Genomic DNA, 24,287 nt, shown 5'->3' with positions numbered 1-24,287 from the left:
CACGTTGACGCTACCTAGATCGTAAGTATACTGTCAATCAAAACGACGGGAGCCGCACCATGGAAGCCGTGACCAAGACGCCGGAACGCGAGGCGTTCTACAAGAAGATCGACGGCGAGAACCTCACCGCGCTCTGGACGGTCATGAGCGATTTGATCACGCCGGAGCCGAAGAGCGCCTGCCGGCCGCATCTGTGGAAGTTCGACATCATCCGCGACTACATGACCGAGGCCGGCAAGCTGATCACGGCGAAAGAAGCCGAGCGGCGCGTGCTGGTGCTGGAAAATCCCGGCCTGCGCGGGCAGTCGAAAATCACCACGTCGCTCTATGCCGGCGTGCAGATGGTGGTGCCCGGCGACGTCGCGCCCGCGCACCGGCACAGCCAATCGGCGCTGCGCTTCGTGCTCGAAGGCAAGGGCGCCCACACCGCGGTCGACGGCGAGCGCACCGCGATGGAGCCCGGCGACTTCATCATCACGCCGTCGATGACCTGGCACGATCATTCCAACGAGACCGACCAGCCGATGTTCTGGCTCGACGGTCTCGACATTCCGCTGGTGCAGTTCTTCGACTGCTCTTTCGCGGAAGGCTCCAACGAGGACCAGCAGAAGATCACAAGGCCCGCCGGCGACAGTTTTGCGCGCTACGGCCACAATTTACTGCCGGTCGACGTGAAGCGGAGCTCGAAGACGTCGCCGATCTTCAGCTATCCCTATGCCTACACGCGCGAGGCACTGGAGAAAGCCCGCACGAGCCAGGAGTGGGACGCCTGTCACGGGCTGAAGCTGAAATTCAGCAACCCCGAGACCGGCGACTTCGCGATGCCGACCATCGGCACGTTCATCCAGTTGCTGCCGAAGGGCTTCAAGACCGCGCGCTATCGTTCGACGGACGCAACGGTGTTCTGTCCGATCGAAGGCCACGGCCGTACCCGCATCGGGGACTCGACCTTCGAATGGGGCCCGCGCGATTTGTTCGTGGTGCCGAGCTGGCAATGGGTCACGCACGAGGCCGACATGGATGCGGTGCTGTTCAGCTTCTCGGATCGCCCCGTGCAGCAGAAGCTGGATTTGTTCCGGGAGGATCGCGGGAACGCGTGAATGTCGTAGGGTGGATTAGCCGAAGGCGTAATCCACCATCGGTTTCTCCACGGCGACACAAGGTGGTGGGTTACGCTTCGCTAACCCACCCTACGGCTGCAGTGACTGCGGCTATCGCCAGTGCAAGAGCCGTATCTCCAGCCAGTTGATCACCCGCCCCACGATCAACCCAAACACCGATAAAATCACCACGCCCGCGAGCAGCTGATCCGTCTGCATCAAATTGCCGGCCTGAAGCACGAACGCGCCGATGCCGTACTGCGCGCCGATCATCTCGGCGCTGACGACGAGCAGCAGCGCCACCGACGACGTGATGCGGAAGCCGGCGAGGATCGCGGGCAGCGCGCCCGGCCAGACCACCTTGCGCACGATGGTGGCGAACGGCACGTTGAAGCTCTGCGCCATGCGGATCAGGTTGCGCGGCACCGCGTCGACGCCGCTATAGACCGAGATCGCGGTCGAGAAGAACACCCCGAGCGCGATGGTCGCGATCTTCGGCTCTTCACCGATGCCGAGCCAGAGGATCAACAGCGGCAGCAGCGCGATCTTCGGGATCGGGAACAGCGCCGAGATGAAGGTGATGCCGACGCTGCGCGCCAGCCGCGAGAGGCCGATGGCAAAGCCAACCGCGACACCGGCCGCCGTGCCGAGCAGCCAGCCGACACCGATGCGCAGGAGCGACGCGGAAAGGTGCTGCCACAGCGCACCCGAGATCGCGAGCTGGTAAATTGCACGCGCGATCGCCGATGGCGGCGGCAGGAACAGCGGATTGACGAGGCCGGTGCTGCCGGCCGCCTGCCAGATCGCAATGACCAGCGCGAGCGCGATCCAGCCGCCGAAACGGCTGCTCGCCGGCACGAAGCCGGCGCCGCGAAAGCGGACGCGTCGGACCGCTTCATCCTTCGCAGATGGTCCCGCCGGAGCGCGATCAAGCATGCTGAACCTCGCGCTCGGCATCGATCGCCTCGTTGCGGATCAGCGACCAGATCTGGTTCTGAAGCGCGAGCAGCTTTTCACGGGCTGCAATGTCACCGCGCTCGGTGCGCGTCATCGGCACGCTGACGACCTCCCGAATGCGGCCAGGACGCCGCGACAGCACCACGATGCGGTCGGCAAGCCGCGCCGCCTCTTCGAGATTGTGGGTGACATAGACCGCGCCCATGCCGCCATCGGCGAGCAGCCGGACGAAATCCTCCATCAGCAGTTCGCGGGTCTGCGAATCCAGCGCCGACAACGGCTCGTCCATCAGGAGAATGGCCGGCCTGACCGCAAGCGCGCGCGAAATGCCGACGCGCTGGCGCATGCCGCCGGACAGCTGCTTTGGATAGGTTTTACGAAAATCGGTCAAGCCCGTGCGGCGCAAGGCGTCGTCGACCAGCGCGCGGCGCTGCACGGGCGAGAGCTGGGTGTGCAGCAGCGGGAATTCGACGTTCTCCTCCACATTGGCCCAGGGCAGCAGCCCAAAGTCCTGGAACACGAAGGTGAGCGGATTGAGACTGTCCGCCGGCGGCGATCCACGCAGCTCGGGCGCGCCGGAGGTCGGCAGCAACAGCCCACCAAGGATCGACAGCAGCGTGCTCTTCCCGCAGCCCGACGGCCCCACGATCGCCACCACCTCGCCCGCGCTGACCGTGAACGAGACGTCGTCGAGCACGGCGAGCTCGCCGAAGCGATGGGTGATGTGGTTGGCGATCAGGTCCATGCGTTGCGTTCTACTCTCAATCCGCCTTCACAAAGTCCTTTGCGATGATCGCGTTCGCGTCGAAGCCCTTGTCGGCAAAACCCTGCTCCTGGAGCCATTTGATCTGGTTGTCGACGTTTTTCACATCCAGCTTGCCGTCGGGATCGATATAGGCGCAATTGCCGACCACCTGCTCCACCGGCAAATTGGTATATTTTGCGATGATCTCCAGCAGTGGCTTTGTCTTGTCGTTGATCGGGGCGACACCGTCCTTCATCGCGGCAAGGATGACGTCGTGATATTCGCGGTCGGCTTTTGCCAAAGCGCTGAGCAGCTTCGTCACCAGCACCTTGTTAGTCAGCGTCTTCGGCGAAGCGAACACCGCGCCCAGTTGCCAGGGTGTCTCGTCGCCGACCCAGCCGAGAAACTTCGCACCGCCGTCGTCCATCAGCTTTCGCGCCGTGGAGATCGGCAGCAGCGCTGCATCCACGGTCTCGCCCTTCAGCGCGGCCGCGGCATTCGACAGCGATTGCAGCGGCACGATCTTCACGTCGGCAAGCTTGAAGCCGTATTTGTCGGCAAGCAGGCCGAGCGAATAGTGAAAGGACGAGCCAACCTGCGTCATCGCCACGCGCTTGCCCGCGAGGTCCTTCGGCGTCTTCAGACCGCTCGCATAGGCGTTGTTGCTGGCGAAATAGCCGATCAGGGGATAGCCGGCCTTCTCGCGGCTCATGCCGCCGATCACCTTGAGCACGCCCTTGCCGGCGAGATTGTAAAGACCGGCGGTGAAGGCGGTGACGCCGAAATCGATATCGCCGGATGTGGTGGCCACCGCGATCGGCTGCGCCGCATCGAAGAATTTCAGCTCGACGTCGAGGCCGGCCTCGCGGAAATAGCCCTTGTCCTGCGCGATGAAGACGGGCGCGGAGGAGGACAGCCTGAGCACGCCGATCCTGGCCTTCAGCGCGTCCTCGGCTCGGGCCGTGCCCATCGCTGTGATCGCCATCAGGCTAGCTAGCGCGAGCCGCACAATCCCGGTCATTTCGTTTCCTCGCCGTCGTTATCTTGCAGTCGGTTACAGGCCCTCGGGCACGGGCTGGTCCCGTCCGATGAAGGCGCCCTGTTGTTTCAACGTTTCCTGCAGCTTTTCAACCGGGATGTCACGCGGGATCCGGTTTCCGGAGAGCGCCAGCGCGGCGGCGGAACCGGCGGCCTCCCCCATCACGAAACAGGCACCGGAGACCCGGGCCGCCGATTGGCCCTCATGGGTCATCGAGGCGCAGCGGCCGGCGACCAGCAGATTGTCGACGCCTTCGGGCACCAGCATCCGGTAAGGCAGCTCGTTATAGCCGCGCGATTCCGGGATCGGCGGGAAGGTGAAGACGACGTCGCCGGGGACATGGGCCTCGATCGGCCAGCCATTGACCCCGATGGAATCCTCGAACGAGGCGCAACCGAGCACGTCCTCGCCGCTGAGCTGATAGCCGCCATTGATGCGGCGGGTTTCGCGGATGCCGAGCTGCGGCGGCAGGTCGACGATGTAGGATTTTTCAAAGCCCGGCACGGTGCGCAGGAATTCGAACGCGGCGAGCGCCTGCTTGCGGCCCTCGATCTCGCCGCGGGTGAGATCGTCGGGCACGATGCCGTTGATGGCATGGCCGTCCTCGCGCGCCACTTGCGTAAAATTCACCCGCCATTCGATGCCGGACTTTTGCGGCCGCACGATCGCGCTCTTGCGCGGGAATGTGTGGGTGCCGGCGGCGGTGGCCTGCTCCATCAATTGCGGGATGGTGCGCCAGGCATCGCCCGCCTTCGCGGGATCGATGCCGTTGAGACGGAGCATCATCGAGGGATACATCGGATGACCGTGCTCGTCGCCGAATTCGAACGGCGCGCCGGCCCACACCGCAAGATCGCCGTCGCCGGAGCAATCGATGAAGATCTCCGACCGCACCGCCTGCCGGCCCGCCTTGGTCTCGACCATCAGCGCATCGATGCGGCTGTTATCGCCCATCACGACGCCGGCGCCGAGCGCGTGGAAGAGGATGTGCACCTTGTGACTGGCGAGCAGCTGGTCGGCCGCGATCTTGTAGGCGGCGGTGTCGTAGGCCTGGGCGAAGACCTTGCCGAGGATCAGATGCGGCGCGTTGAGGCCGTTCAAATGATCGATCCGCGCCAGCAGCTCGGACGCCATGCCCTGCACCAGCCGGTGGGCCTCGCCGTAGACATTCCCATGCAGGCCGCAGAAATTGGTGACGCCGGCAGCGGTGCCCATGCCACCGAGAAAGCCGTAGCGCTCGATCAAGAGCGTCTTCCGTCCCGCGCGTGCACTTGAGGCCGCCGCGACGATGCCGGCCGGACCGCCGCCGAGCACCACGACTTCATATTCGCCGTAGAGCGGCACCTGGCGCGCCGGTTCTTCGATCGTGGTGGCCTGCATGGCGCGTCCCGTCCCTGAAAATCTCTTGCTTGGGCGGACTATGAATTAACGCAAGTGGGGCTACAATCTACCAAAATAAGCGATCACCTTTCTCGAATCGCGAAAGGCCGAAAATGGACATCCTGGTAAACCTTCAGGCGTTCCTCGCCACCGCAGACGCCGCCGGATTTTCCGCCGCGGCGAGAAAACTCAATGTCGCAACTTCGGTGGTCGCAAAGCGGGTCACCCAATTGGAGACGCGGATCGGCACGCCGCTATTTCATCGCTCGACGCGGCAATTGCGGCTGACCGCGGCCGGCCAGGAATATGTCCAGAGGGCGCGGAGCGTGGTCGCCGATGTCGGCGATCTCCTGTCGCGCATGGGCGAGAAAGGCCATGATCTTATCGATCATTTGCGTATCAAGGCACCGACATCGCTGACCATCGCCCGGCTTGCCGATGTGTTCAGCACCTTCCAGACCCAAAACCCGAAGCTGAAACTCGAAATCGTCTTGATCGACCGTCCCGTCGATCCGGTGACCGAAGGCTTCGATATCGCCATCGGCGCGTTTCCGCATTCGTTCGGCGGTGTGGTCGACGAGCCCCTATGCCGATTGAAGCGCTTGTTGTGCGCGTCGCCGGCCTATCTCAGGGCGCACGGCGTGCCGCGACATCCGCGCGATCTGGTCGATCATCGTTGCCTGAGTTTTCTTCCCACCGGTCCGGACTGGGTGTTCGACGGGCCGCGCGACCGTATCACGGTTCAGGTCCGGCCGCTGTTGAGTTCGAACGAGGGCCACGTGCTCGTGAAAAGCGCGATCGCCGGCAACGGCATCGCCTTCATCTCGCACTACCTTGCGGAAGAGGCCCTACGTCAAGGCACGTTGCAGGTCGTGTTGCCGGATTTTCCAATCCCGGATTTATGGGTGAAGGCAACCATTCCAGAGCGACGGGTCCAGGCTGCAGCGGTTCAGGCGTTATTGCGCGAATTGAAGAGCTCGCTGTTGCCGGTGCTGTGAGGCCCGTTTCGTTGGCACCCGCGGCATCGCCGGTTTCTCGGGAATTCAGGCCGCCGAGCGGATGGTGTGGAGGAAGTCGTCGACGTTCGACTTCATTGAATCCGCCTGCTGCTTCAGGGCCGCTGCGACCGTAAGAGCGGCTTCGGCACCGGCGTCGGTCTCGCCCGCCACCGCGCGCACCTGACCGATTTCCTGCGTCACCGCCGTGGTGCCGTTGGCCGCCTCTTCGACGTTGCGCGCGATTTCGCCCGTTGCCGCGCCCTGCTCTTCGACCGCCGCGGCGATCGCGGTGGCGATGTCGGCCATTTCCTTGACGGTGGTGCCGAACTGCTTGATCGCCTCGACCGATTGGCCGGTCGCGCTCTGGATCGTCGCAATCTGGCTGGCGATCTGCTCGGTCGCCTGCGCTGTCTGGGTCGCGAGACTCTTGACCTCGCTGGCGACGATCGCGAAGCCCCGGCCGGCGTCGCCGGCGCGCGCCGCTTCGATGGTCGCGTTCAGCGCCAGTAGATTGGTCTGGCTGGCGATGGCCTGAATCAATTGAATGATGGTACCGATCTTTTCAGCCGCATCCGACAACCCATGGATCAAATCGGAGGTTCGGTTGGTCTCGTCGGTCGCCCGGTTCGAGACCGCGACGGAGCGGTGCACCTGGCTCGAGATTTCGCGGATCGAGGCCGCGAGCTGCTGGGTGGCGGAGGCGACGGTCTGCACGTTCATCGATGCCTGCTCGGCGCGGGTCGCGACCGCTTCGGCGAGCCCGCGACCGCGCTCGGCGACCTTTGCCAACTCCTCGGCGCTACGCCCCATGTCGTCGGCCCGGCCACCGACACCGGCAATCACCCCCTGCATGCCCTGCTCGAAGCGGCCGGCAAGATCAGACATCATGCGGGCACGGTCGGCCTCGGTGGCTTCGCGCTGTGCCGTGGCCTCGCCTTCCATGCGACGAACCGCCAGTGCATTTTCGCGGAACACCTCGACGGCACGCGCCATGCGGCCGATTTCGTCGCGCGATTCGCCGCCGGGAATGGGCTCATCGAGCTCGCCCGCCGCCAGCGATTGCATCCGGTCCGTCATGCCGCGAATCGGGCCGGATACGCTGGCTCCGATAAGCCATGCGAGCACCGCTCCCAGCAGCAGCGCGCCGGCCGCGGTCGCGATGACGGTCCGTTTGGTTTGATCGACCGCTGCCGAGGTCTTGTCGCCCTGCTCGGCGCGCACGGTGCCGAGCTTCGCATTGATCTTGTTGACTTGATCGTCGATCGCCGCACTCGCCTTCTTCAATTCGGCCTGCCTGGCGCGCAGATCGGCGGCGACCTTGATGACCTCTTCGAGCGCCGTCGTGTCGGCGGCGATCGCGGTCTTGAGTGCTGCGACCAGCGTCTTCAATTTGGGGGCGTCCACCGTCGCCAGCTCAGCCTCGGTGTCTGCGATCGCCAATTGGGCGTAGGACAACGCCTGCCTGGCGTCGTCGGCATCGCCCGTCGACAAAGTGGATCCATAGCGCATCACGGTGACGCGCAGCGCGTCGACGACGCCGGCCAGGCGCATCGGGTTGACAAGTCGTTCCGCATCTTCCGGGCGATTGGCAAGCGCAACCTGAATGCCGCCGACATTGAGGCCGGCGGCCGCGCCCTGGGCGTCGGTCTTCGTGGTGGCGGCGCGCAGCCGATCCGCGGCATCCGCCGCCGCGGTGAACGACGCACGATAGGTTTCCAGCGCCGTCTTGACCGGGCCGATGCCTTCCGCGATCGCTTGCAGTTTGCCGAATTGCCGATCGGCCTGATCGGCCAGTTTGCCCACGCCGTCGATCGCCTTGGCTGCGGCATCCTTGTCGCCGACATTCCAGGTCCGGATGAATTTCTCGACCGCCGAGTTCGCTTCCAAGAGCGCGGCACGCGCCTGCGACATGCCGGCGTCGCCAGCCGCGCTGGTCACGAGGTCATTGACCGTTCCGCCGATCCGCTCGACCTGAACCACGGCGAAGCCCGCGAGCAGGACCAGAAAGCTGAGAACCAGCGCGAAACCGCCGAACACGCGCGGACGGACACCGACCCGGGACATCATGTGCGATAATTTCATGGGAATCCCGAAATTCTTACTGGGTGGACCGGATGGTGGCGAGCAGATCCTTGCCGAACCGCTTCTCGAATTCCTGATCGAGCGGCTTGACCGCGTCGACGAAGGGTTGGCGATCGAATTTCTCGATCACGTCCATGCCGCCGCTGCGCACCTGCTCGAGCGCCGCGGCATCGAGCTTCGCCTGCCATGTCGCCTCCGCCCCCGCTTTTGCCTGCGCGATCAGTGTTGCCTGGTCGGCCGGAGTGAGCTGCTCGAACATGGCACGGTTGGCGATGAACACGATCGGCGCGAAGAAGTGGCCGGTCAATGTGAGGTATTTCTGGACTTCATAGAGGCGGGAGCCGGCAATGGTCGGCACGGGATTTTCCTGCCCATCGAGCCGGCCGTCCTTGAGCGCGGTATAGACCAGCGGAAATTCCATCGGGACCACTTCGGCACCGAGCGCCTTGAACGTCATCTGATAGATCGGGTTCGGGATCACACGAATCTTCAGACCCTTGATATCGTCGGGGCTGCGAACGGGCCGCTTGGAATTCGTGACGTTGCGGAAGCCCTGTCGGCCAATCGCCAGCAAGGTCAGCCCCTTATCGCCGAATTTGGCGGCGATTGCGGCGCCTGCCGGACCTTGCGCCACGGCTTTGGCGTGAGCCGTATCGCGAAACAGGAAGGGAATGTCGAACACGCCGAGTTCGGGGACGACCGCACTGACCACCGAACCCGACAGCACCGCCATATCGACGGCGCCGGCCTGCGTCGCGGCGAGAATGGCGTTCTCGCTACCGACTGCATTGGTGGCGCGCTGGTCGATCACGATGGGCTTGCCGGGCAATGCCACCAGCTTCTGGCGAAACTCATCCGCCCCGATCTGCTGCGGGCTCCCCAGCTGGGAATTGAACGCCAGAGAGACCAGTCGAGGTGAAGCGGCAACCGGATGCAGGACCAGCAGCGTTGCCGCCGCGACGATCGATCCGGCCTTCCAAAATCCCAGAACTTCTCTGTGCATCCGACACCATGGCGTGACAATTGTCGTAACCATAATGGTCGGGAATGATTGAACTCTTAAGGATGGCCCCGCGGAATTACGGGGATTCGAATCGATCCCGCGTGCAGGATTTGGGGAAGGTGCACGATGCAGATCGTATCGGGTTGCTGCTGAGCGGCGCGCTCAGGCCTTGCCGCCACTCCAATTCGCCGCGCGCTTCTCCGCGAACGACGCCAGCCCCTCCGCGGCTTCCGCACTCTGGCGCTTGACCGAATGCAGGTGCACGAGCCGCTCGTAGGCGGCATCGTCCACCGCCATTCCGCCGAACGAGCTCTCCAGTGCCAGCCGCTTGGTCTCGGCCATCGCTTCAGGTCCGTTGGCAAGCAACTGCTCGACCACCTTCGCGCTGGCGGCTTCCAGCTCGGCGAGCGGCACCACCTCGTGGACGAGGCCGATGCGGCGGGCGTCCTCGGCGCCGAAACGTTCACCGGTCAGCGCGTAGCGGCGGACTTGCCGTACACCAATGGCATCGCAGAGCTGCGGGATGATGATCGCCGCCGTGAGGCCCCAGCGCACTTCGGTGATCGAGAACAGGGCGTTGTCGGCCGCGATCACGACGTCGCAGGCTGCGATCACGCCGGTGCCGCCGCCAAAGCAGCCGCCCTGCACCAGCGCGACCGTCGGGATCGCCAGCGTGTTGAGCCGCTGCACGGCCTCGAACGTCGCACGCGACGCGGCCTCATTCGCATCAGTCGATTGCGGCCGCACGCCGTTGATCCATTTGAGGTCGGCGCCGGCCTGGAAATGCTTGCCGTTGCCCTTGAGCACGACCACGCGAAGGTTGGGCTTGCTGCCGAGATCGTCCATGGCCGCGAGCACGCCCGCGATCAATGCACCGTCATAGGCATTGTTCACTTCGGGCCGATTCAACGTGACGGTCGCAACCCCACGCGCATCCAGGGTCCACAGGACGGGGCTGTCGGTCATCGGTGTTCCTCCGCTCGTTTGTTTGGCGCGTACTATGGCCGAGGCACCGCACCTTGATCCATATCTTTCGAGCGTAGGGCAGCCGCGTCCATCGCATGGCGGCTTGTGTCATGCTGTCGCGGGGCGGCATCAAGGGATCAGGGACGGACATCACATGCGCATCTGCATTTTCGGCGCGGGCGCCGTCGGCAGCCATCTCGCGGTCAGGCTGGCCCGCGCCGGCCACGAGGTCTCGTGCGTAATGCGCGGCGCGCACCTGGAGGCGGTCCGGGCCAACGGCCTCAAGCTGCGCGTCGGCGATTCCGAGGTCTCCGCCAAGGTGAACGCCTCGGGCGATCCGGCCCAACTCGGCCCCCAGGACGTCGTGATCAGCACCTTGAAGGCAACCGCGTTGACCGGGCTGGTCTCCAGCCTCAAGCCGCTGCTGCAGGACGACACCGCGATTGTGTTCGCGCAGAACGGCATTCCCTGGTGGTACGGGATCGGCCTGCCGCCGCGGCACCCGACCCCGCCGGACATCTCCTTCCTCGACCCGGGCGGGCGCTTGCGCGCCTGCATCCCGAAAGAGCGGATCGTCGGCGGCGTGGTCTTCTCCTCCAACGAGGTAATCGCGCCTGGCGTGGTGCAGAACCTGACGCCGGACCGCAACCGCCTGCTGATCGGCGAATGCGACGACCGCAATTGCCAGCGCATCACGACGCTCCGCGGTGTCTTCACGGACGCGCGGCTGGAATCGCCACCGGTCGCCGAGATCCGCGAGGCGATCTGGTCAAAGCTGCTGACCAACATGTCGTTGTCGGTGCTGTGCCTGCTCACCGGCCAGACCGCGCGCGGCGTGCGCGACGATCCTGCGTTCGCCGAGGTCATCCCGCGGATGCTGAACGAGGCCAACGAGATCGCCCAGCACTTCATCCCCGAGGTCAAGCGCGTGAGCCGCAGTGGTCCCGCGCCCAATCACAAGCCGTCGCTGCTGCAGGACTACGAGCTCGGCCGCGCCATGGAGATCGACGTCCTGGTGAAGGCGCCCCAAGCCTTCGCGCGCACCGCCGGCCTGTCGACGCCGACCCTCGATCTCATTGCCGCGCTCGCGATCCAGAAGGCGCGCGACAAGGGGCTATATTCGGCGTGAGATTTCAGGCGAGCTTGTCGATCCAGTCCGCGAGCGTGTCGAGCACCTCCGCAAGCGCCTCTTCGTTGCTGCGACCGGACTTTTTCAGCACCGCGAAGGAGTGATCGCCGCCCTCGATCTCGTGCAGCGTCGCCTTCGGGGCAAGAGCGGCGATGACGGGCTTGAGGAGGCCGAGATCGGCGAGCCCATCGCGGGTGCCTTGCAGGAACAGCATCGGGATCTCGATACGGGCAAGGTGCTCGGCACGCTCGGTCGATGGCTTCTTGTCGGCGTGCAGGGGAAAGCCAAGGAAGGCGAGCCCTTTGACATCAGGCAGCGGCGTCTTCGACTGCGCCTGCGACGTCATGCGCCCGCCGAAGGATTTTCCGCCCGCAACGAGCATCACACCGGGGCAGAGCCGCGCGGCTTCCTCGACTGCCGCGCGGATCGTGGCATGGGCGACCACCGGCTGGTCGGGACGGCCCTGTTTGTTTTCCATGTAGGGAAAATTGAAGCGGAACGTCGCGATGCCGCGGTTCGCGAGCCCCTCCGCAATCTTGTCCATCGATGCGTGCCGCATCCCTGCACCGGCACCATGCGCCAGAACGTAGCAGGCGCGCGCCTTGTCCGGCTGCGTCAGGATCGCTGACACCGTGCCGATGCGCGCGATGTCGAGCTTGAGCTCTTGAGTTTTGACAGCCACAATCAACCATCCCGAAAGACGCGTTTCCGGTCGCCTTGGTAGCGTCACCGGCGCAGCCTGAAAACACAATAATTGCCGCCGAAGGCTGGCCTACCAAGCCGGCAAGCCGCATTGACCGAGGTGACCATGTCCTACCGCTCCTCCTGGATGACCGAAGAGCTCGAAATCTTCCGCGATCAGTTCCGGAAGTATCTTGCCAAGGATCTGGCCCCGCATGCCGAAAAATGGCGCGAGCAGAAGATGGTCGACCGCTTCGCCTGGCGCGGGCTCGGTGAGATGGGCGCGCTGCTGGCAAGCGTGCCGGAGGAATATGGCGGCCTCGGCGCGACCTTCGCCTATGATGCCGCCGTACTCGACGACCTCGAAAGCACGGTGCCGGAGCTGACGACCGGCGTCTCCGTGCACAGCGCCATCGTCGCGCACTACATCCTCAATTACGGCTCCGAGGAGCAGAAGAAGCGCTGGCTGCCGAAGATGGCCTCGGGCGAGATGGTCGGCGCCATCGCCATGACCGAGCCCGGCACCGGCTCGGATTTGCAGGCCGTCAAGACCACCGCCAGGAAGCAGGGCAATTCCTACGTCATCAACGGACAGAAGACTTTCATCACCAACGGCCAGGCCGCCGATCTCGTCATCGTGGTCGCGCGCACCGGCGATGACGGCGCCAAGGGCATTTCGCTGATCGTGGTCGAAACATCAGGCGCGGATGGATACAAGCGCGGGCGCAACCTCGACAAGATCGGCCTGCATGCTTCCGACACCTCAGAGCTGTTCTTCGACAACGTCACGGTCCCGCCGGACAATTTGCTCGGCGGCGAAGAAGGCCAGGGCTTCGTGCAGCTGATGCAGCAATTGCCGCAGGAGCGCCTCGCGCTCGCGGTCGGCGCGGTCGCCGCGATGGAGCGCGCCATAAAACTCACCGTCGACTACACCAAGGAGCGGAAAGCGTTCGGCAAGCCGCTGATGGATTTCCAGAACACCGCCTTCAAACTCGCCGAGCGCAAGACCGAAGCGATGATCGCCCGCGTCTTCGTTGACTGGTGCGTCGAGCGGCTGGTCGCCAAGGACCTCGACACCGTCACGGCGTCGATGGCGAAATACTGGTGCTCGGAGAAGCAGGTCGAGACCGCCGACGAATGCCTCCAGCTGTTCGGCGGCTACGGCTACATGCAGGAATATCCGATCTCGCGCATCTTCATCGATTCCCGCATCCAGAAGATCTATGGCGGCACGAACGAGATCATGAAGCTGTTGATCGCGAGGTCGCTCTAATCAGCTCGCTTAGCCGGCTATCTCATCCGCTTGTCGGCCGCGACGAAATCGATGAACGTCCGGACCTTGGCGGAGAGGTATTTGCGGCTGGGATAGACCGCGAACAGCTTCCCCTCAAAAAGGACCTGCCCGGGCATGACGTGCTCGAGGCGGCCGGCGGTGATATCCTCCGCGACCAGCCATTTCGGCAGGAAGGCGAGGCCCATGCCTTCGAGCGCCGCCATGTGCAGCAGCGTTTCATTGCCACTGCGCAGCACCGGATTGAGCTTGACGGTCTCGGTGCCGTGCTCGCCCTCGAAGGAGAAGCTTTCACCCGGGTACAGCGCGTAGTGCAGCATCGCCTGGCCGGCGAGATCGGCAAGTTTGGTCGGGCGCCCTGCGCGATCGAGATAAGCGGGCGCGCCGACCATAAGGAACGCAACCTTGGTGATGGGCCGCGCGATCAGCGCCTCGTCGGGCGCGGCGGTCGCGCGAAGTGCGAGATCGAATCCCTCCTCGACCAGATTGACCATCCGCCCGCTGAGATCGACGTCGAGGCGCACTTCGGGATAGCGGCTTTGATAGCCGGCCAAAATTCCCGCGAATAGGGCGTTCGCCATCCACACCGGCGCGGTCAGCCGCAGCGTGCCGCGCGGAACGACCGTCGCTTTGCTGACGGCGGCTTCGACCTCATCGAGGGAGTCGAGCATCTGCCGCGCCTGCTCGAAATAGAGCGCTCCGCTTTCGCTCAGGCTGACGCGCCGACTGGTGCGGTTGAGCAGTCGCGTGCCTAGCCGCTTCTCGAGCTGCATCACATGCTTGCTTGCCATCGCGGGCGAGATGCGCAGGCGTTGCGCCGCGGTCGCGAAGCTCTTCAGCTCGGCCACAAGGCAGAACACCCTCATGCTGACTAAGGAATCCATGAAATCATCAACACCCAGGAAATGAACTAATCCCGGGACGCATAATGATCAAATATGAGGAAACTATCAAATGGTGGCGACCGTCACCTTTTTTGGAGAACCACCCGTGTCCACCACCGCCTTCGAGACTGCCTCCCCCGGCCGCGCCATTCGTATCGGCCTTTGGGTCGCACAGGCCCTGCTCTTTTTCGTTTTCACCGCGGCCGGGCTGGTCAAGCTGCTGACGCCGATTCCAGAGCTTGCCGCGATGATGCCCTGGGCCGGCCAGTATTCCGCAACGTTCGTCCGGTTCATCGGGCTGGTCGATCTCGCCGGCGGAATCGGCATCCTGCTGCCGGCGCTGACGCGGGTCCTGCCCCGGCTGACGGTGTTGGCTGCACTGGGCTGCTCCTTGTTGCAGGTGTTGGCGCTCGTCTTCCACATCTCGCGCGGCGAGGCGCCGGTCACGCCGCTCAACGTCGTTCTGCTCGCGCTCAGCCTGTTCGTGTTGTGGGGGCGCGACCGCAAGGCGCCGATCGCGCCGCGTCAGTTCTGAACAGCTGAACGCCGCAGCCATGATTTCTGCCAACGGATGGTCCCGCAGGGGCCTGCTCGCCGGCACCGCGATCCTCACGGCCGGCGGCACCGCCGCGGCCAAGGAGGATCGTCTCGCCGACGGCGTCGTGATCCTGATCGACAGCAACGAGCCCTATGTCATGGGACACGCGATCAGCTACTCGGCCAACCTCTCGAAGCACTTTGCGGACGGGGGCGCGCGATTGCTGATCGAGGTCGTCGCCAATGGTAAGGGCATCGACGTCTTTCGGGCGGACAGGAGTCCGCTGGTCGAGCCGCTCGCGGCGCTGCGGCAGTCGCTGCCCAACCTCGCCTACAGCATGTGCGCATCGTCAAAAGCGATCGCCGAAGCCAAGGAGCAGGTCCCGATTCCGCTGATAGCAGGTGCCAGCCTCGTGCCGTTCGGCATCGGCCGCGTGGTCGATCTGCAACTCAAGGGCTGGGCCTACATTCATGCGTGAGACCGCGCGCGAAAGCGGTCCATTGCCGTCGCGGCGATCGATCATGATGGCCGCGCCGGCGCTTGTTGCCTCCTTCCGCGCGGCCCATGCGCAGGAAGACTGGCCGCCGGTGTTCGAGGCCGGCCGCAGTCAGTTCACGCTGGTGCGGCCGCGCGCGTCGATGCCAATGCTCAGGCTTCAAGACATTGGCGGGAAGGAGGTCGCGTTGAGCGCGAAGCCGGGCCGCATCACCCTCGTCAATTTCTGGGCCACCTGGTGCGCGGCCTGCCGGCTCGATCTGCCTGTGCTCGCAAGTCTCGCGGGATCACGGTCGGACCGGCTCGATGTTGTCGCGATCTGCACGGATACCAAAGACCTGCGCAAGATCCGCACGTTTCTCAGCGGCCTCGCCGTGCAGAACCTCGCTTGCTATGTCGACGCCTATGGCGCAGCGGCAGAAGCATCGACCGCGATATTCTCCCTCGTCGGCATGCCCATCACCTATCTCGTCGGAACGAGCGGTCACGTCGAGGGCTACATCGCCGGTGCGCCCGACTGGCTTTCTCCGGCAGGCGCGCAGCTGCTGCAATTCTATCGCGAGCGGGGCTAGCGCCGCATCAATTCGGATGCCACCAGCGGCCGCCGATCACGACACCCTCGGAGACGATCTTGCGGTCGCCGATCAGGTGCTCGCCGACCACGTCCTCATAGTCGAACTGGCCTTCCCTCACCGAGATCAGCGTGGCGTCGCCGACGCTGCCTGGCTTGAGGCTGCCGAGTTCGGGCCGCCGCAGCGCCATCGCCGCGTTGACCGTCGAGGTTGCGATGACGTCGGACAGCGGCATGCCCATGCACAGGAATTTCGACAGGGTCGTGACCTGGTCGAAGGCCGGGCCGTCGATGCACAGTTGATGAATGTCGGACGAGATGGTGTCCGGATAGAAGCCGTTGGCGAGCATGGCGCGCGCGGTCTTGAACGCGAACGAGCCCTTGCCGTGGCCGATATCGAACAGCACGCCGCGCTCGCGGGCGTCCAGCACCGCCCGCTTCACCGTGCCCTGCGCGGTCGCGGGCGTGTTGGGGAAGGGCCGGAACGCATGGGTGAGCACGTCGCCGGGGCGCAGGCGGCCCAGCACCTCCTCGTAGCTCGGCGGCGGATGATCGATATGCGCCATCAGGGGCATGCCGACCTCGTTCGCGACCTCGAGCGCGATGTCGAGCGGCACGACGCCCGACGTGCCCGAGGAGTGCAGCCCCACGCGCACCTTGATGCCGACGATGAGGTCGCGGTTGGCATCGGCCACCTTGGCCGCCTCGATCGGATTCATCAGCCGCAGCTCCTCGCTCTCGCCGACCATGATCCGGTGCGAGAAGCCGAAAATGCCGGCATGCGAGACGTGCAGATAAGCGAGAATGCGGACCTGGCTCGGCTCGATCACGTGCTTGCGGAATCCGGCGAAATTGCCGGGCCCCGCGCTGCCGGTATCGACCGCGGTGGTGACGCCGGAGAGACGGCAGAATTCCTCGGCATCGATGCCGAGCGACGTACCGCCCCAATAGACATGGGTGTGGAGATCGATCAGCCCCGGGGTCACCATGAACTTCGAGACGTCGCGCACGTCAGTGCCCGGATCCGCCTTGAGCCCGCTGCCGATCGCAGCGACCTTGCCACCCGCAAAGGCGACATCGGCCACGGCATCGAGCTTCTGGGACGGGTCGACCACACGGCCGCCGCGCAGGATCAAGTCGAAAGGCATCATGGTCTCCGGATATCGCTGAGGCATCGTGAGAGGCGGGAAACAGACCAGGCTGGAAGGCAGACTTCCAGCCTGGTCACCTCTGTTAGCAATTTTCGCGCCGCCGAAGCAAATCGGCCGCAGTCGGTGCCCGTTGGGCTTGCGATCCGCGCGGCGCCTCGTCCTTCAGCCGCTCCAGTGCATCCGGCATCATTCGGCCGGACATCGAGCTCAGCATCGCGGTCGGGATCAGGCCCGACGCAACGCGGACCACAAACGCGGCTTATTTCGTGAACGTATTCGCGACTCTGCGGGAGCGAAGCACGTACGTTATCCAAACCGCGGCACTCATCACACCGACAACCGTTTGTCCGACCTGTCGCGTTTCAATGATGAAAAAATCGCTGAAAGGTCGGTTCAGCGCGGCGGAAAAAAACGATGCGACGCAGAGGAGATCGACGAGCGGCATCAGCACAGCGCAGATCATTTGCACGATGAAAAAGGCGGGAAATCTGTGGGAGTGTCTGAACAGGAGCACCGTTGTCCAGACCGAGAAGCCTATCATGGCGGCATTTATCAGCATTTCGCTCCAGATCACCGTCGGAAAGTAAGTCCAGGTTTCGTCGGTGATCGACTGCACGTATTGTCCGACGTTGAAGATCAGGCGCAGAATGCCCATCACTTGGCCGAACGCGAGTAGCGCGAGCCAACCGCTGATACCGGTCATCTCGGGTTGGACGTTCTTGAAGGCAGCAGCGTCTTCTGCGGGAACGGACGGCTCCCGCGTGGCGTTGACCGGTTGCGGTGCCGGCATCGGCGACTGCGTTCGAAAGAGGTGCTCCGTGATCTCACGCACCTCCGCGACCGGCTTCCAGCCCTCCCGCCAGACCAACACGCGCGGTGAATCTGCGATGCGAGCCAGTAGCGGAAGGAGCTCCGATATCGGCATCGGACCGCGTTTCTGCCCACCTTCCGCGTAGAACCACGAATCCGCCATGCGAACGCCCCCCTGCACCCGCCATATCCTAGCCGGCGATCGACACACGTCACGATAGAAAGTAATTGGAGGGGCGACCAGTACCGCGGCCGTCGCGGCGCTTAGCTCTCGAGAAAATGGCGATCCCGGGAAGACTCGAACTTCCGACCTACGGTTTAGGAAACCGTCGCTCTATCCGGCTGAGCTACGGGACCGCGGAACCCGCAGAGCGGGCTACCGGGGCTTCATATCAAAGCGGAGGGGAGATCGGAAGCCCTACGCGTTGCTCAATGCGGAGGGCTGCCGGTCATCTTACGCCCGGATATTGTTGTCCCGGACCACCTTGCCCCAAGTGGCAACCTGCTTGTCGAAGAAGGTCTTGAAGGCGGGACCGTCCTCGAGCAGCAGCGTCATCTGCTGCGCCTCCTTGAGCTGGGCGGCGGTCGCGGGCTCGCTCAGTATCTCCTTGGACGCCGCCGCGAGGCCCGCGACGATGTCCGGCGGCGTGCCCGTGGGCGCGAAGATGCCCCACCAGGCCAGCGTCTCGAAATCCGGGAAGCCGGCCTCGATCGCGGTTGGCGTATCCGGCAGGCCGGGCAGCCGCTCGCGGCCGAGCTGCAGGATCGGACGCAGCATGTTGGTGCCGAGCTGGGCTGCGACCAGCGCCGCCGATCCCGCGATCAGGTCGACATGGCCACCGAGCACGTCGTTCATCGCGGGGCCGCCGCCGCGATAGGGCACGTGCATGATCTCGACGCCGGCCTTGTTGCCGAGCACAGTCATGGCGAGATGGCCGAGCGTGCCGATGCCGACGGAGGCATATTTCACCGCGCCGGGCGTCGCCTTGCAGGCCGCCACCACGTCGGCAAAGCTCTTGTAGGGACGGCCGGCGCCGGCGGCGATCACGTAAGGCGCAGTGCCGACCAGCAACACCGGCATCAGCTCGCGCTCGACATCGACGGGCGGCTTGTCGAGGATGGAGGGGATCACCGCGTGTGAATCGAAGGTGACCAGGAACGTCGAGCCATCAGGCGGGCTCTTGGCGACCTGCGCCGCGCCGAGCGCGCCGGCGGCGCCCGACTTGTTCTCGACAATGACGATGCGGTTGAGCTTGGTCTGCAGATGGCTCTGGAGCAGCCGCGCCATCGCATCGGTCGATCCGCCCGGCGGAAACGGCACCACCAGCGTGATTTTTGAGGCCTGCGCCAATGCCGGCGTCATCGCGAGAATAGCCGGCGCTGCGAGCAGCGCGCGTCGTGTGATCGTCATGGTCCCCTCCCCTGTTTTCTCGCGCCCGGCTTTTGCTCTTGGCGCTTTAAGTCGTTCCGAAACCGGATCCCGCTTTTCTGTATTCTGGCCGCGGCGGGCTGAAAATGTCCAGCACGCGGGCGCCGTCGGGGCCGGCGCGCATGGTGTGCGGCACGTTGCCGGGCGTGCGCCAGAAATCGCCCTTCTTCACGGCAATCTCCTCACTGCCCTGGACGCGGATGGCGGAGCCGTCGAGCAGCACGCCCCATTGCTCCTCTGGATGATGATGCAGCGTGCCTTGCGCATGCGGCGCCAGCGTCACCACCGACAGCATCGCCTGTTCGCCGGAGAAGATGCGCGTGGTCACCCCTGCCGCGAGCTCGCGAAACAATCCGTCGCCGGTATCGTCGAGATTGTGGAATTCGTCCTTCTGGCTCACGCTATTCTCTCCCCGTTTTTTTTTGCTGATCAGGATTTGCCATACGAGCCCTGATAACGGCCCTCGCGGATCGCCTTCAGCGTCTCCTCCTCGCGCGCGACCTGGGCGCGCACGGCGTCGAGCAGCGCCGCGGCACCTGCGGCGGCAAACGACACCACGCCGTCTTCGTCGCCGACGACGATGTCGCCGGGGGAGATCACGCTGCCGCCGATCGTGACAGGTACGTTGATCTCGCCGGGGCCGTTCTTGTAGGGGCCGCGGTGGATCACCGCGCGAGCGTAGCAGGGAAAGTCATCGGCCGCGAACGCCGCGACATCGCGGATCGCGCCGTCGATGACATAGCCTTCGGCTTTGCGCCATTGCGCGATATTCTTCATGATCTCGCCGACCAGCGCGCGGGTCTCATCGCCGCCGCCATCGACCACGATGACGTCGCCGGGGCCCACCAGTTCGAGCGCCCGGTGGATGGCGAGATTGTCGCCGGGACGGGTGCGAACCGTGAAGGCCGTGCCCACCAGCTTGGCGCCGCGATGATAGGGCTTGAGCCCCACCGCGCCCGGCAGCCGGCCGAGATTGTCCGAAATGACCGAGGTCGGCGCACCGCGAAAACCCTCGATGATCTCGGCCGGCGGCTTCGGCACGGCTTTCGCGGCGATGGTGATGGTCATAATCTCAGTCCTTCCCGTGAATTCTCTTAATCGGCGTGCGCCCGCGCCCTTGCCGGCAAAATCCGGAAGGCGCGCCCCTCCTTCATCCATGTTGCGCGCTCGTCGCGCAACAGCGTGCGGCGAACTTTTCCGGAATCGTCGCGCGGCGGGGCGCTGACAATCTCGAAACTCTCCGGATGCTTGTAGCGGCTCAGCCTGTCCTTGAGGAAATCCGCCATGCCGTCGGCGATGGCCTGACCGTCCGCATCGCAATCCGGCTCGATGATGGCGTGCACGCGCTGGCCCAATTCCGGATCGGGCAATCCCACCACCACGCAGGAGCGCACGCCCGGACAGGCGGAGACGGCAGCTTCGACCTCGGCCGGATAGATGTTGGCGCCGCCGCGCAGCACCATGTCGGCGAGGCGGTCGCCGAGATACAGATAGCCTTCCGCATCCAGTCTGCCGATATCGCCGAGCGATTCCCAGCCGTCGGCGCGGCGCTTCGGCTCGGCACCGAGATAGTGATAGGTGGCATCCTTGCCGTCATTGTTGAGGAAATAGATCTCGCCGCTCTCGCCCGGCGCGACGTCGTTGCCGTCCTCGCCGATGATGCGCAAGCGCGCCATCTCGCCGATCTTGCCGACCGAGCCCTTGTGCGTCAGCCATTCCGTGCCGGAGATGATGCAGGAGCCTTGTCGCTCGGTACCGCCATAGAGCTCCCAGATCCGCTCAGGCCCGAGCCAGGCGATCCAGTTCTCCTTCAGCCAGGGCGGCATCGGAGCGGCCATGTGGAAGACGGTCTGCAGGCTCGACACGTCGTAGGCGTTGCGCACGTGCTCCGGCAGCGCCCAGATCCTGTGCATCATGGTCGGGACGAAATTGACCCATTGCACGCGCTCGCGCGCAATTTGTCGCAGCGCCTCCTCGGCGTCGAACTTGACGAGGCCGGTGAGCTGGCCGCCGGTGAACAGCGCGTAATGCGACACGATGAACGGCGCATTGTGATAGAGCGGACCGGGATTGAGCAGCGAGACCCCAAAGGGAATATTGAGCGGCGGCGCGGCGACCGTGTCGATCACGGCCGGCTGGTGATCGAGGATCACCTTCGGCCGCCCGGTCGATCCGCCGCTGGTCATCGCTTTCCAATAGCGCGCCACCGGTGCGGTGAGCGGCTCGTCCGAAAACCCTTCCGGCATGAAATCCGCGGGCAGACGGTTCGGCGCATTCCAATCGGCTTCGCCGCCGACCACCAGCGCCGGCTTCAGGATATCGAGCACCGCGGCGGCTTCGCCGCGCGGCAGCCGCCATGACAGCGAGGTCGGCGTCGCTCCGCATTTCCACACCGCAAACGAGGTCTCGAAGAACGCATTGCCGTTGGGCAAACCGATTGCGATAAAATCGCCGGGCCTGACGCCCTTGGCCATGAACGCCCGTGCGCGCCGGTTGGCGCCGCGTTCGAGCGCGTCCCATGTCAGCGTATCCTGCCCGTGACGGACGGCGATCGTGCCTTGCGGTTTGCGCTCGGCGTACCAGCGCGGCACATCGGACAGGGGCAGCAACATCAGGCGTTTCCACTTCGTTTTCTTGGCGTCGCCAATGAGGCGAACGCAGGATGAAGTGACGCTGTGACTCCTGCGCCACGTCAAGCAAAAAATGTCAGCATCACAGCCATGAAAATCCCGGGTTCCATGGGTGACAAGCCGGCCATAAAGGGGCAAAAATCAGCCCGACTCAGTTCGGGTTGAGTTTTGCAAGGAATGCTCTCGTAGAATGTCGGACGTAGTTGCATCGCGTCGTGCGGCGCTTGTCGTTGCCGCAGCAGGATTTTTCCTGCTGGCGCCGTCGCATGCCCAGGCACAATGGTGGAAGCGCGCGCCTGTTGACTTCGAGGCCTGCGCCGACGCCGCCGAGAAAGCCACGACCAAATCCGAGAAGACGGCTGCGCTTGCCGATTGCAACGCCAAATTCGCCGGCCGGCGCAAGGCAGGCGGCGGCTATTCCTATTACGACTTCCTCCAGGACCGCACCTTCGACATCGCCGGCCCCAATCCGACGCCGGAGGAGCAGAAGAAGATCGACGAAGCCTACACCGCCTATCTCGCCAATCAGCGTCGCAGCAATGAAGCCGCTCAAGCTACCGCGCGCCAGCAGCGCGAGCAGCAGGAACAACAGGTGCAGCAGCTCCAGCGGGTCGCGTTGCGAACCGAGGTCGAGCGCGTGCCCGTGCCGGTCGAGCGGCCCAAGGTCCAGCAGGCCGCCATCGGCGACGCGCGGCCGCGGCCGAAGGGCGCGCCCTGCACCAAGGGCTCGTTCTCCTGCGAATGGCCGCGGCTGTCGGATGGTTTGAACGACATCAAGAAGCTGTTCAGCCCGACGCCGAGCAAGCCGGCGAAGAAGGGCTGAGTTGCTTTGGTGTCATTCCGGCAGAGCTACACCCTCCGCCGTCGTCCCGGCGAAGGCCGGGACCCATTACCCCGAGGGGTAGTTGTGGCGCGAGACTAGTAACCGCGAGTCTTCGCCAAATCCAATTCGGTGGTTATGGGTCCCGGCCTTCGCCGGGACGACGGTTGAGGATGCGGCCTCAGTTCGTGTGCTTCTTCTTGCTGCGCTTCGGTTGAGCAACCGGCGCATTCACTGGCGCCGTTGTGGTCGGAGAACTGCCCAACTGCGACCTGCTCTCCTGCAATCGCCTGTCATAGCCGGGAGAGTTCATGACCGTCGGCGGCCGGGCCTCCGCGACCAAGGACGCGGCGCAGAGCACGGCCAGCGCGAATCCGATCATCAGACGACGCTTCATCGTTGCTCCTCCCCTCGCGCAGCCTGCACTCATGCGTTACCCGCGAATCTGCTGCGGCGTCAGCCGCGGCGGACCCTTGCCCGCGGCCTCAGCCTGTTTGATCAGCGCAACAATGCGGCGCGACAGCGGCACGTTGACATTGTTCTGCTCGGCGAGCGCGATGATCGCGCCCTGGAGATAGTCGATCTCGGTCTTGCGGCCCTGCTTCAAATCCTGCCACATCGAGGAACGCGCCTCGGGATCGATCTTCATGGTCCTTCCCAGGATCAGGTTGAAAATCGGGTCGGGCAGTCTCAGCAAGGTCGGCGTCAAGGACGACGGGATCGGCGTCGCCGAGACCGGTGTGATGCCGGCAGCCCTCATTGCAGCCAGCCCCTCCGCCATCTGATCGGCGAACAGCCGTCGCCAGTCGCGGTTCGCCAATTGCGCGGCGAGCGGCATGTCGGACAAGGCGCTGAGCGCGTTGTTCAAATTGATGATCAGCTTGCCCCATTGCACGCCGATGATGTCACGGCTCGCGCGCATGGTGAGCCCCGGCACCGACAGCGCTGCGGCCGTGTTCGTATCATCTTGACCAACATGAATGTCGCCGGAGGTCGAGCGGTGGAAGCGGCCCTCGCCCATCGCGACCACGTTGAAAGGCACCATGCCGGCGAGCACGCGGCGGTCGCCGAGGCGCTCGCGCAGCACCGCGACATTGCCGACGCCGTTTTGCAGCGAGACGATGACGGCCTCCTGCGGCGCATGCTGCGCGATCTGGTCCGCGATACCGGCTGTGTCGGCGCTCTTCACCGTGACCAGCACGATGCCGGCGCTGTGGAAGATCGCGGGATCTTCCGACAGCGCGAGTTGGCCCGCGCCGATCTTCTTCTCGGAGCCGTCGAAATCGGTCAGAAGCAGGCCGAACCGCTCGATCTCGGCCTTCACCCGCGGCCGCACCAAGAACGCGACGCGGCGGCCGGCAGCCGCCAGGGTGCCGCCGACGAAACATCCGATGGCGCCTGCGCCGGCCACCACGATCGGTCGATCCGTAACCACCTTGGCTTGTCTCCTTAACGGTCTGCCCTCGATAGCAGAGGCGCTGCCTGCTGCCCATTCCCGCAGTTGCGGCGCAATCGCCTTGTAACCGTCATGACGGCCTCATATGTTTTCGATCGGGGCTTGTTACCAGCAAGAAAGCGCCAAGGGAGA

Annotated in this window: 25 protein-coding genes and 1 tRNA gene; 8 read left to right on the top strand and 18 right to left on the bottom strand. The window is 64.6% G+C overall.

The window, feature by feature from the left end:
* Nucleotides 1-59 precede the first annotated feature (59 nt).
* The gene (gene gtdA / locus BRA1253DRAFT_RS26210; protein WP_007599349.1) at nt 60-1,100 is read left to right on the top strand and encodes a gentisate 1,2-dioxygenase; all 1,041 of its coding nucleotides are present in this window, start codon (nt 60-62) and stop codon (nt 1,098-1,100) included.
* Between the two features lie 111 nt (nt 1,101-1,211).
* Here the strand turns inward: gtdA and BRA1253DRAFT_RS26205 are convergent, their stop codons facing one another.
* Genes BRA1253DRAFT_RS26205 through BRA1253DRAFT_RS26190 form a run of 4 tightly spaced genes read right to left on the bottom strand, consistent with a single transcriptional unit; the run spans nt 1,212 to nt 5,221 of the window.
* Entirely contained in the window at nt 1,212-2,036 is an 825-nt protein-coding gene (locus tag BRA1253DRAFT_RS26205; RefSeq protein ID WP_007599348.1) for an ABC transporter permease, read from the bottom strand.
* On the bottom strand, nt 2,029-2,802 hold the full coding sequence (locus BRA1253DRAFT_RS26200) for an ABC transporter ATP-binding protein (protein ID WP_007599347.1): 774 nt from the start codon (nt 2,800-2,802) through the stop codon (nt 2,029-2,031). Before BRA1253DRAFT_RS26200 ends, BRA1253DRAFT_RS26205 begins: the two co-directional genes overlap by 8 nt.
* Nucleotides 2,803-2,818: 16 nt before the next feature.
* Nucleotides 2,819-3,823: an ABC transporter substrate-binding protein gene (locus BRA1253DRAFT_RS26195; RefSeq protein WP_007599346.1), complete on the bottom strand. Its 1,005-nt coding sequence runs from the start codon at nt 3,821-3,823 to the stop codon at nt 2,819-2,821.
* 33 nt (nt 3,824-3,856) lie between these two features.
* Nucleotides 3,857-5,221: an FAD-dependent oxidoreductase gene (locus BRA1253DRAFT_RS26190; RefSeq protein ID WP_007599345.1), complete on the bottom strand. Its 1,365-nt coding sequence runs from the start codon at nt 5,219-5,221 to the stop codon at nt 3,857-3,859.
* 113 nt (nt 5,222-5,334) lie between these two features.
* On the opposite strand from BRA1253DRAFT_RS26190, the gene BRA1253DRAFT_RS26185 reads away from it, so the two are divergent.
* Nucleotides 5,335-6,219 (top strand): LysR family transcriptional regulator, encoded by an 885-nt coding sequence (locus BRA1253DRAFT_RS26185; RefSeq protein ID WP_007599344.1) that lies wholly within the window; start codon nt 5,335-5,337, stop codon nt 6,217-6,219.
* 45 nt (nt 6,220-6,264) lie between these two features.
* Here BRA1253DRAFT_RS26185 and BRA1253DRAFT_RS26180 read toward each other — a convergent pair whose 3' ends face one another.
* The 3 genes from BRA1253DRAFT_RS26180 to BRA1253DRAFT_RS26170 all read right to left on the bottom strand — a co-directional run bounded on the left by BRA1253DRAFT_RS26180 (nt 6,265) and on the right by BRA1253DRAFT_RS26170 (nt 10,270).
* The gene (locus BRA1253DRAFT_RS26180) at nt 6,265-8,301 is read right to left on the bottom strand and encodes a methyl-accepting chemotaxis protein (RefSeq protein ID WP_007599343.1); all 2,037 of its coding nucleotides are present in this window, start codon (nt 8,299-8,301) and stop codon (nt 6,265-6,267) included.
* 16 nt (nt 8,302-8,317) lie between these two features.
* The gene (locus tag BRA1253DRAFT_RS26175; RefSeq protein ID WP_007599336.1) at nt 8,318-9,304 is read right to left on the bottom strand and encodes a TRAP transporter substrate-binding protein; all 987 of its coding nucleotides are present in this window, start codon (nt 9,302-9,304) and stop codon (nt 8,318-8,320) included.
* Between the two features lie 162 nt (nt 9,305-9,466).
* Nucleotides 9,467-10,270 carry an enoyl-CoA hydratase-related protein gene (locus BRA1253DRAFT_RS26170; RefSeq protein ID WP_007599334.1) on the bottom strand — a complete coding sequence of 268 codons (804 nt, stop codon included), beginning with the start codon at nt 10,268-10,270 and terminating at the stop codon, nt 9,467-9,469.
* A gap of 154 nt (nt 10,271-10,424) precedes the next feature.
* Between BRA1253DRAFT_RS26170 and BRA1253DRAFT_RS26165 the strand changes: the two genes are divergently transcribed.
* A complete protein-coding gene (locus BRA1253DRAFT_RS26165; protein ID WP_007599333.1) occupies nt 10,425-11,399 on the top strand; it encodes a ketopantoate reductase family protein in 975 nt (324 codons plus the stop codon).
* A gap of 4 nt (nt 11,400-11,403) precedes the next feature.
* On the opposite strand, the gene BRA1253DRAFT_RS26160 is transcribed toward BRA1253DRAFT_RS26165, so the two are convergent.
* Nucleotides 11,404-12,081 carry an alpha/beta family hydrolase gene (locus tag BRA1253DRAFT_RS26160; protein ID WP_007599332.1) on the bottom strand — a complete coding sequence of 226 codons (678 nt, stop codon included), beginning with the start codon at nt 12,079-12,081 and terminating at the stop codon, nt 11,404-11,406.
* 126 nt (nt 12,082-12,207) lie between these two features.
* On the opposite strand from BRA1253DRAFT_RS26160, the gene BRA1253DRAFT_RS26155 reads away from it, so the two are divergent.
* Nucleotides 12,208-13,353, top strand: coding sequence for an acyl-CoA dehydrogenase family protein (locus BRA1253DRAFT_RS26155; protein WP_007599331.1), 1,146 nt, complete (start codon nt 12,208-12,210; stop codon nt 13,351-13,353).
* Nucleotides 13,354-13,370: 17 nt separating this feature from the next.
* Here the strand turns inward: BRA1253DRAFT_RS26155 and BRA1253DRAFT_RS26150 are convergent, their stop codons facing one another.
* Entirely contained in the window at nt 13,371-14,255 is an 885-nt protein-coding gene (locus BRA1253DRAFT_RS26150; protein WP_007599330.1) for a LysR family transcriptional regulator, read from the bottom strand.
* Between the two features lie 70 nt (nt 14,256-14,325).
* Between BRA1253DRAFT_RS26150 and BRA1253DRAFT_RS26145 the strand changes: the two genes are divergently transcribed.
* The 3 genes from BRA1253DRAFT_RS26145 to BRA1253DRAFT_RS26135 are packed head-to-tail and all read left to right on the top strand — an operon-like array spanning nt 14,326 to nt 15,860.
* Nucleotides 14,326-14,790, top strand: coding sequence for a DoxX family protein (locus BRA1253DRAFT_RS26145; RefSeq protein WP_007599329.1), 465 nt, complete (start codon nt 14,326-14,328; stop codon nt 14,788-14,790).
* A gap of 19 nt (nt 14,791-14,809) precedes the next feature.
* Complete coding sequence (locus tag BRA1253DRAFT_RS26140; RefSeq protein ID WP_007599328.1) at nt 14,810-15,271, top strand: DsrE family protein; 462 nt, start codon at nt 14,810-14,812, stop codon at nt 15,269-15,271.
* Nucleotides 15,264-15,860, top strand: coding sequence for a TlpA disulfide reductase family protein (locus BRA1253DRAFT_RS26135; protein WP_035993963.1), 597 nt, complete (start codon nt 15,264-15,266; stop codon nt 15,858-15,860). The genes BRA1253DRAFT_RS26140 and BRA1253DRAFT_RS26135 overlap by 8 nt, the downstream gene beginning before the upstream one ends.
* Before the next feature lie 7 nt (nt 15,861-15,867).
* Here BRA1253DRAFT_RS26135 and BRA1253DRAFT_RS26130 read toward each other — a convergent pair whose 3' ends face one another.
* The 7 genes from BRA1253DRAFT_RS26130 to BRA1253DRAFT_RS26100 all read right to left on the bottom strand — a co-directional run bounded on the left by BRA1253DRAFT_RS26130 (nt 15,868) and on the right by BRA1253DRAFT_RS26100 (nt 21,861).
* Complete coding sequence (locus tag BRA1253DRAFT_RS26130) at nt 15,868-17,007, bottom strand: amidohydrolase/deacetylase family metallohydrolase (protein ID WP_007599321.1); 1,140 nt, start codon at nt 17,005-17,007, stop codon at nt 15,868-15,870.
* A gap of 262 nt (nt 17,008-17,269) precedes the next feature.
* Entirely contained in the window at nt 17,270-17,983 is a 714-nt protein-coding gene (locus BRA1253DRAFT_RS26125) for a DUF2569 family protein (protein WP_035993961.1), read from the bottom strand.
* 117 nt (nt 17,984-18,100) lie between these two features.
* Nucleotides 18,101-18,177, bottom strand: a tRNA-Arg gene (locus tag BRA1253DRAFT_RS26120).
* 97 nt (nt 18,178-18,274) lie between these two features.
* Nucleotides 18,275-19,231 (bottom strand): tripartite tricarboxylate transporter substrate-binding protein, encoded by a 957-nt coding sequence (locus BRA1253DRAFT_RS26115; protein WP_007599317.1) that lies wholly within the window; start codon nt 19,229-19,231, stop codon nt 18,275-18,277.
* Nucleotides 19,232-19,277: 46 nt separating this feature from the next.
* Nucleotides 19,278-19,649, bottom strand: coding sequence for a dimethylsulfonioproprionate lyase family protein (locus tag BRA1253DRAFT_RS26110; protein ID WP_007599315.1), 372 nt, complete (start codon nt 19,647-19,649; stop codon nt 19,278-19,280).
* 29 nt (nt 19,650-19,678) lie between these two features.
* Nucleotides 19,679-20,317 (bottom strand): RraA family protein, encoded by a 639-nt coding sequence (locus BRA1253DRAFT_RS26105; protein WP_007599313.1) that lies wholly within the window; start codon nt 20,315-20,317, stop codon nt 19,679-19,681.
* Between the two features lie 26 nt (nt 20,318-20,343).
* Nucleotides 20,344-21,861: an AMP-binding protein gene (locus BRA1253DRAFT_RS26100; RefSeq protein WP_007599311.1), complete on the bottom strand. Its 1,518-nt coding sequence runs from the start codon at nt 21,859-21,861 to the stop codon at nt 20,344-20,346.
* A 208-nt stretch (nt 21,862-22,069) separates the two neighbouring features.
* On the opposite strand from BRA1253DRAFT_RS26100, the gene BRA1253DRAFT_RS44570 reads away from it, so the two are divergent.
* The gene (locus tag BRA1253DRAFT_RS44570; RefSeq protein ID WP_007599309.1) at nt 22,070-22,702 is read left to right on the top strand and encodes a hypothetical protein; all 633 of its coding nucleotides are present in this window, start codon (nt 22,070-22,072) and stop codon (nt 22,700-22,702) included.
* A 178-nt stretch (nt 22,703-22,880) separates the two neighbouring features.
* Here the strand turns inward: BRA1253DRAFT_RS44570 and BRA1253DRAFT_RS26090 are convergent, their stop codons facing one another.
* Both BRA1253DRAFT_RS26090 and BRA1253DRAFT_RS26085 read right to left on the bottom strand, forming a co-directional pair.
* Nucleotides 22,881-23,096, bottom strand: a complete 216-nt coding sequence (locus BRA1253DRAFT_RS26090) for a hypothetical protein (protein ID WP_007599307.1) — start codon at nt 23,094-23,096, stop codon at nt 22,881-22,883.
* A 36-nt stretch (nt 23,097-23,132) separates the two neighbouring features.
* Entirely contained in the window at nt 23,133-24,134 is a 1,002-nt protein-coding gene (locus BRA1253DRAFT_RS26085; RefSeq protein ID WP_007599305.1) for a 2-dehydropantoate 2-reductase, read from the bottom strand.
* Nucleotides 24,135-24,287: the final 153 nt, after the last annotated feature.

It is taken from the genome of Bradyrhizobium sp. WSM1253, assembly GCF_000244935.1.
Taxonomy (GTDB): domain Bacteria; phylum Pseudomonadota; class Alphaproteobacteria; order Rhizobiales; family Xanthobacteraceae; genus Bradyrhizobium; species Bradyrhizobium canariense.
The sequence above is the reverse complement of the archived record's forward strand: the minus strand, read 5'-3'. Positions and strand labels throughout refer to the sequence as shown.